This is a genomic window from Mesorhizobium sp. M0408 (genome assembly GCF_040321495.1).
Classification (GTDB): domain Bacteria; phylum Pseudomonadota; class Alphaproteobacteria; order Rhizobiales; family Rhizobiaceae; genus Mesorhizobium.
In genome coordinates, this window is record NZ_JAMYRO010000008.1 from 240,263 (window position 1) to 246,536 (window position 6,274).

At 63.5% G+C, this 6,274-nt stretch carries 3 protein-coding genes; all 3 read left to right on the forward strand.

The window, feature by feature from the left end:
* Positions 1–164 precede the first annotated feature (164 nt).
* The 3 genes from NKI67_RS12425 (at position 165) to gyrB (ending at position 6,077) form a co-directional block, all read left to right on the forward strand.
* Complete coding sequence (locus NKI67_RS12425) at positions 165–734, forward strand: NADPH-dependent FMN reductase (protein WP_023676267.1); 570 nt, start codon at positions 165–167, stop codon at positions 732–734.
* Positions 735–792: 58 nt separating this feature from the next.
* Positions 793–3,459: a caspase family protein gene (locus NKI67_RS12430; protein ID WP_245274680.1), complete on the forward strand. Its 2,667-nt coding sequence runs from the start codon at positions 793–795 to the stop codon at positions 3,457–3,459.
* A 146-nt stretch (positions 3,460–3,605) separates the two neighbouring features.
* Positions 3,606–6,077 (forward strand): DNA topoisomerase (ATP-hydrolyzing) subunit B, encoded by a 2,472-nt coding sequence (gene gyrB / locus NKI67_RS12435; protein ID WP_023676265.1) that lies wholly within the window; start codon positions 3,606–3,608, stop codon positions 6,075–6,077.
* Positions 6,078–6,274: the final 197 nt, after the last annotated feature.

Consider the following 6,274-nt stretch of genomic DNA (forward strand, 5'->3'; position numbering starts at 1 on the left):
CAATGTAGTGGCGGGCAAGGCAGGCGTCCATGTGACCGGACGACAAGGCGAAGCATCCGCTCTCTGGAATGTGACCGGGGCACCGGAAAGTGCCTGCTTGCTGTGTCCGGCTGCGTGTCTTAGGTGGCAGCACCACAGATGCCACTAACCGGCGGGAGCCTGCCTTGAAGCACCAGTTGAACGTCATCATCGGCAGCACGCGGCCGGGCCGCGCCGGGCCGGTTTTCGCAAATTGGCTGGAGAGCTTTGCGCGCGAGCACGGCAAATTCGAGCCGGTGCTCACCGACATCGCGGCCTTCAACCTGCCGGTGCTGGACGAGCCGCATCATCCGAGACTGGGCAAATACGAAAACAGCCACACGAAAGCCTGGTCGAAGGCAATCGACGCCGCCGACGCATTCGTCTTCGTGGCGCCGGAATACAATTATTTCGCCGCCCCCGCGATCGTCAACGCGGTCGACTACCTGCTCAGGGAATGGCGATACAAGCCGGCCGCCATCCTCAGCTACGGCGGTGTCTCCGGCGGCCTGCGGGCGGCGCAGGCGGTCAAACCGTTGCTGACCTCCGTCGGCGTCATGCCGATCCCGGAAGGCGTGGCGCTGCCGATGTACCAGAAGCTGCTCGACGAGACCGGCGCCTTCTTGCCCAGCGAGCAGGTGCTCGGCGGGGCCAGGACCATGCTGGACGAGTTGTTCCGCTGGAGCGAAGCGCTGAAGCCGATGCGGGTCGGCTGACAACGCGAACGGCCGAGCTTGCCGATGCCGTAACTTGCTCATGCCATAAAGAGATGGAATGCTCCGGCAAATGACCGGGCCGGGGCGGTTCGATTTGCGTTTTCTGTTTGCCTTGCTGCTGATCCTCTCGACGGCCTCCGCTGCCGTGGCGGAGCGGCGCGTTGCGCTGGTCATCGCCGAGAACGACTATCGGCTGATCCGGCCGCTCGCCAATCCCGTCAATGACGGTGAGGTCATGGAGACGGTGCTGAGGAAGCTTGGTTTCGAGGTCTTCCTCGAAACCAACCGCGACCTGCGGCGCATGCGCCGGGCGCTCGACGATTTCCGCGAGGATGCCAAAGGCGCCGACGTGGCGCTGGTGTTCTTCTCCGGCCACGGCGTCGAGATCGCCGGCGAGAATCGGCTCCTGCCGGTCGATGCAGACGCGTCGTCGCTCGCTACGCTGGAAAGGACCAGCCTGCCGCTGGAGGAGATCCGCGCGACCGTCGCCGCCACCAGCAAGGTCGGACTGATCGTGCTCGACGCCTGCCGTAGCGATCCGTTCGCGGCTACGGGCGGCGAAGGCCGCGGCGCGACGGCGCTGGCAAAAGACGTCAGCGACAAGGTCCGGCCGGGCCTTGGCCGCATCGGGCGGGCAGAAAACATCCTGTTTGCCTTTTCGGCGGCGCCCGGCGAGACCGCCGCGGATGGGACGGGCCAGAATTCGCCGTTTACCGCGGCGCTGACGAAATACCTCGGCACCGAAGGTCTCGAGATCCGCTCCGTGCTGACGCTCGTGCAGCAGGAGGTCTACGACCTCTCGCGCGGTAAGCAATTGCCCTATGTCGAGAGCGGCCTGCCGCAGCTGTTCTTTGCCGCCTCGGCCAAGGAGAAATTGCCGGAGCGCGAACGCTTGTTGCTGGCCATGGCCGAGGTGACGCCCGCGATGCGCGGCGAGGTGGAAAAGATCGCCAGCGACGCCGATATGCCGCTGGCGCCGCTCTATGGCGCGTTGATCAGTTCCGATGCCGGCCATCTCTCCGCAGACAGTCTGAACACCAGGCTGCGTGAGGCAGCCGACGCCTTCGTCAAGGTGCGGAGCGAAATGCAGACGCTTGGATCCGACGATCTGCGGGTGGCAGCGTTGCGCCGGCAGGCCGAAGAGCAGCTTTCGCTGGGAGCGTTCGATGCCGCGCGTAAAAAGCTCGCCGAGGCAGCCGAGATCGACAATGTCTCGCGCAACGCGCTGAAGGCCAATTTCGTCAGCCGCACGCTCTCCGAAGCCGCGACGCGCTATCTGTCCGGCGGGGCCGCGCGCGCCGACCTCGACTACGCCACAGCCATCAGGGACTATGAGTCCGTGCTCGCGCTTTATGACGAAGCCGGACAGGTGGTGCTGTCGCTCGACGACGCCGACCGCTTGATTCGCACGCTGGACGAGCTCGGCAAGCTCTATACCACGGTCGGCAATATCGATGCGGCTGGCCGTGCCTTCGAGGCGCTGCAAGCCGATCTCGAGCGGCGGTCGCATCATGAAACCGATCCCAACGTGAAGCGCGACTTCGCCGTCAGCCACGTCAAGCTCGGCAACGTGCGGATGGCGCAAGGCAATCTGCCGTCAGCGCTGCAGAATTATGAGACCGCCAAGACCATTCTGCAGGGCCTGACCGAGGCAGAACCGGACAATCTGGAGTGGTTCGGCGACCTCGCCATGGCCGACGACAAGATCGGCAACGTATTGGCGACGCAAGGCGATCTGGCCGGCGCCGCAGAGGTCTACCAGGAAAGCCTGTCGATCAAGAAGCAGCTCGCCGCCGGAGAGCCCGACCGTGCCGAACTGCAGCGCGACCTGACCATCACCTACGATGAGATCGGTCACCTTGCCCATATCGCAGGCCAACTGGACAACGCACAGGCGGCCTATGAAGAGAGCCTGAAGGTGCGGCTGGCGCTGGCGGCGGACAAACCGGGAGACGCCGACCGGCAGCGTGACGTCTCGGTCAGCCACGATACGATAGGCGACCTGCTGCGCGAACGCGGCGACGCCGCCGGGGCGCTGGCGGCCTACAAGGAAGGTCTGGCGATCGTCAAACAACTGGCGAAACGCGATCCGGACGACACCGAGTTGAAGCGCGACCTGTCGGTCGGCAACGCCAAGATCGGCAATGCGCTGAACGACCAGCAGAATTGGCCGGCGGCACTTTCGGCTTATCGTGAGGCACTTTCGCAGGCCAGCGCGCTCGCCGCCGGCGACCCGAACAACACCGAATGGCAGCGCGACCTGTCCGTGTGCATCGAGAAAGTCGCCGGCGTCCTGGCGATACAGGGCGACCACAAAGGCGCGCTGAAAGCCTATCTGGACAGCTACGCGATTGCGCAGAGGCTGGCCAAGCTCGATCCCGCCAATTCCGACTGGCAGCGGGACTTGTCGATAACGCTGTCCGAAGTCGCCACGCTGCGCCTCAGGCAGCGCGACGTCAGGGGCGCCCGGCAAGCCCTTCAGGACAGCCTGGCCATTCGCGAGAAACTTTCCCGGTCCGATCCGGACAACGCCACCTGGCAGCGCGACCTGGTGGTCGCCTATATCGACTACGCCCAAGTCGCAAAGGACCCGAAGGCTGTGCTTTCCAAGGCGCTCGACATGACGCTCGAGCTCGACCGGAGCGGGCGGTTGGCACCGCGCCACAAGTTCATGATCAAGTTTTTACGTGAGCGGCTGGCCAGGATCGAAGCCAGGCGCCGGTAGCCGGCTCACGCGATGGTCATTCCGTTCCGAAATGCCTGCAAACCTTGGAAAAACCGCCTTTTGCGCCTATATCTACGACATTAGAAATGCGCGATTCGAAGCCGATTTTTCGCGCTCTGCCCACGGCATCAATCAGACAGGTTTTCATGAGCGACCAGACCGACATCGCCAACGGCGTTGAAGCCGAATACGGCGCCGATTCCATCAAGGTTTTGAAGGGCTTGGATGCCGTTCGCAAGCGGCCGGGCATGTATATCGGCGATACCGACGACGGCTCGGGCCTGCACCACATGGTCTATGAAGTCGTCGACAACGCCATCGACGAAGCACTGGCCGGCCATGCCGACCTGGTGACGGTGACGCTCAATCCGGACGGATCGGTGACGGTCATCGACAATGGCCGCGGCATTCCGACCGATATCCACACCGGCGAAGGCATTTCGGCGGCCGAAGTGATCATGACGCAGCTGCATGCCGGCGGCAAGTTCGACCAGAACTCCTACAAGGTGTCAGGCGGCCTGCACGGCGTCGGCGTGTCGGTCGTCAACGCCCTGTCGGCCTGGCTGAAACTGAAGATCCGCCGCAACGGCCATATCTACGAGATGAGTTTCACGCATGGCAATGCCGACGCGCCGCTGCGCATCACCGGCAGTTATGAACAAGACAAGGTCCCCGGCACCTATGAAGGGCGCAGCGGCAGCGAAATCACGTTTTTGCCGTCGTCCGAGACTTTCACCATGGTCGAATTCGACTACGGTACGCTGGAGCATCGGCTGCGCGAACTTGCCTTCCTGAACTCCGGCGTGCGCATCGTTTTGACCGATTCCCGCCATGCCGACATCGTGCGCCATGAATTGCACTACGATGGCGGGCTGGAAGAGTTCGTCCGATATCTCGACCGGACGAAGAAGCCGTTGCTCGACAAGCCGATCTCGATCCGCGCCGAGCGCGACGGCATCACGGTCGAAGTCGCCATGTGGTGGAACGACAGCTACCATGAGAACGTGCTGGCCTTCACCAACAACATCCCGCAACGCGACGGCGGCACGCATCTGGCAGGCTTCCGCGGTGCGCTGACGCGCCAGATAACCGGCTATGGCGACTCCTCGGGCCTGACCAAGAAGGAAAAAGTGGCGCTGATCGGCGATGATTGCCGCGAAGGGCTGACCGCGGTGCTGTCGGTCAAGGTTCCCGACCCGAAATTCTCCTCGCAGACCAAGGACAAGCTGGTGTCATCCGAGGTCCGCCCGGTGGTCGAAGGGCTTGTCAACGAAGCGCTCGGCACCTGGCTCGAGGAGCACCCGACCGAGGGCAAGGCGGTCATCGAGAAGGTCATCCAGGCCGCTGCCGCGCGCGAAGCCGCGCGCAAGGCACGCGACATCACCCGCAAGAGTTCGCTCGGCGTTACCTCGCTGCCCGGCAAGCTGGCCGATTGCCAGGAGCGCGATCCGGCGAAATCCGAGATCTTTATCGTCGAGGGCGACAGCGCCGGCGGCTCGGCCAAGGGCGGCCGTTCGCGCCAGAACCAGGCCATTCTTCCGCTGCGCGGCAAGATCCTCAATGTCGAGCGCGCCCGCTTCGACCGCATGCTCGGCTCCGACATGATCGGCACGCTGATCACCGCGCTCGGCACCTCGATCGGCAAGGACGAGTTCAACGCCGACAAGCTGCGCTACCACAAGATCATCCTTATGACCGACGCCGATGTCGACGGCGCCCACATCCGCACCTTGCTGCTGACCTTCTTCTTCCGCCAGATGCCGGAACTGATCGAACGCGGTCATCTCTACATCGCGCAGCCGCCGCTCTACAAGGTGACGCGCGGGAAGAGCTCGCAATACATCAAGGACGAAGCCGCCTTCGAGGAATTCCTGATCGGCTCCGGGCTGGAAGAAGCGTCGCTTGCGCTCAGCACAGGCGAGGTGCGGGCCGGGCAGGACCTGCGCAGTGCCATCGACGACGCCTTGGCTGTCCGCCAGCTCATCAACGGATTGCACACGCGCTATAACAGAGGCGTGGTCGAGCAGGCAGCGATTGCCGGCGCGCTCAACCCGGAGATCTTCACCGACCTCCGCCGCGCCAACGAGACGGCCGAGCGTGTTGCCCGTCGTCTCGACATTATCGCCGAGGATACCGAGCGCGGCTGGATCGGCCGCATGTCGACCTCGAACGAGGGCATTGGCGGCTATGTCTTCGAGCGAACGGTGCGCAGCGTCAAGGAGTTCGCGCATCTCGACCTGGCGCTGATCAATTCCGCCGACGCACGCCAGCTCGACCGCTATGCGCCGCGCCTGGCGGAAATCTACAGCGAGCCGCCGGTGCTGCGCCGCAAGGATGTCTCGGAAACCATTTCGGGGCCGCTGGCACTGCTCAACGCCGTGTTTGCCACCGGCCGCAAGGGCCTGACCATGCAGCGCTACAAGGGCCTTGGCGAAATGAACGCCGAGCAGCTCTGGGAAACGACGCTCGACCCGAATGTGCGCTCGCTGTTACAGGTCAAGGTTAATGACGCGACTGATGCGGACAGCTTGTTTTCACGGCTGATGGGCGACGAGGTCGAGCCAAGGCGCGAATTCATCCAGGAAAACGCGCTGTCGGTTGCCAATCTGGACATCTGAGCCGCCATCCAGATACCCAGCCAGCAGGCATGAAGTGTATTGGTGCGCCTTGGCGCACCAATACGACTGCTGCAACGCAACAAAGATCACCAGGACCGCCGGAACGGAAAGGCTTTCAAGGCATTGTAGTTGATCACAATCGCCGCAGGAGGCATCCATGGGACGTGGCATTTTGCTCTGGCTTCTCGGAGTCCCAA